Consider the following 1,385-nt stretch of genomic DNA (forward strand, 5'->3'; position numbering starts at 1 on the left):
GTCCCATTCCGAACCCGGAAGCTAAGGCCACCTGCGCCGATGGTACTGCACTCGACAGGGTGTGGGAGAGTAGGACACTGCCGGAACATCATTGCAAAAGGCCCTCCAACTTCGGTTGGAGGGCCTTTTTGCGTTCCGAGGACCGTCGCCTACAGTGCTTGGGTGCGCCTCGTCATTGCTCGTTGCCAGGTCGACTATGTCGGTCGACTGACCGCCCACCTCCCGATGGCTCGTCGGCTGTTGCTGATCAAGGCCGACGGGTCGGTGCTCGTGCACTCCGACGGCGGCTCCTACAAGCCGCTGAACTGGATGAGCCCGCCGTGCTGGCTGGTGGAGCAGGACGTGCCGGACGCGATGCTCGCCGAGCTACCCGACGGTGTCACGCCACTGCGGGAGGGGCAGACACCGGAGCCGGTGATCGCGAAGGCGCTGTGGGTGGTGACCAACAAGGCCGGCGAGGAATTGCGGATCACCATCGAGGAGATCGAGCACGATTCCTCGCACGAACTCGGCGTCGACCCCGGCCTGGTGAAGGACGGCGTCGAAGCGCATCTGCAGGAGCTGCTCGCCGAACACGTGACGAAGCTCGGGGAGGGTTACACCCTGGTGCGACGCGAGTACATGACCGCGATCGGCCCGGTGGACCTGCTGTGCCGCGATGCCGACGGTGCCACGGTGGCGGTGGAGATCAAGCGACGCGGTGACATCGACGGCGTCGAGCAGCTCACCCGCTACCTCGAACTGCTCAACCGAGACCCGCTGCTGGCGCCGGTGTCCGGGGTGTTCGCGGCGCAGCAGATCAAGCCGCAGGCGAAGACGCTGGCCGAGTACCGTGGAATCCGCTGCCTCACGCTCGATTACGACGAGCTACGTGGCACGGAGAGCAACGTTTTCCGCCTGTTCTAGGAGGAAGTGGGATGCCGCGACGTAAACCACGCACGGGACGTCCTACGGGGCCCGCGCCGATCGGCGACGTCTACGGCCGCACCGAGGACGGGCCGGGCGATGAAACCTATATCGTGCGAACGGTTCCCGGTGCCCGCGCGGTGAAGACCTACCGGTGTCCCGGCTGCGACCACGAGATCGCGGTCGGTGTCGCCCATATCGTCGCCTGGGCCGCCGAGGGCGGCGAGGACGACCGCAGGCACTGGCACCAGGGTTGCTGGAACGGCAGGCGCACCCGCGGCATCACCCGCCGCTGGTCCTGACGCGCAACCGACCAGCATACGAAGAAAAACCAATGGGGGCGGGCGGGTTTGGTGGGGGGGGGGGGGGCGTGCCTTTCACCGGGGGGGGGGGGGGGTCGACGCGACGGGCGCGGCGGCCGCCCGCGGTGACGCCACCGCCCGCGACGCGCTGCACCAGGTCGGCGACTGGCTCGGCTA

General features: G+C 67.8%; 2 protein-coding genes and 1 rRNA gene. All 3 read left to right on the forward strand.

All coding sequences use genetic code 11. The features are described from left to right. Positions 1–86: ribosomal RNA gene (gene rrf, locus ACFWPX_RS36905) — 5S ribosomal RNA — on the forward strand; the annotation flags it as partial. Positions 87–162: 76 nt separating this feature from the next. Continuing rightward, complete coding sequence (gene nucS, locus ACFWPX_RS36910; protein ID WP_378921590.1) at positions 163–906, forward strand: endonuclease NucS; 744 nt, start codon at positions 163–165, stop codon at positions 904–906. A gap of 11 nt (positions 907–917) precedes the next feature. After that, positions 918–1,208, forward strand: coding sequence for an ATP/GTP-binding protein (locus ACFWPX_RS36915; protein ID WP_378921592.1), 291 nt, complete (start codon positions 918–920; stop codon positions 1,206–1,208). The last annotated feature ends 177 nt before the right edge of the window (positions 1,209–1,385 follow it).

Origin of the sequence: Nocardia sp. NPDC058518 (assembly GCF_042719655.1) — a bacterium.
Classification (GTDB): domain Bacteria; phylum Actinomycetota; class Actinomycetes; order Mycobacteriales; family Mycobacteriaceae; genus Nocardia.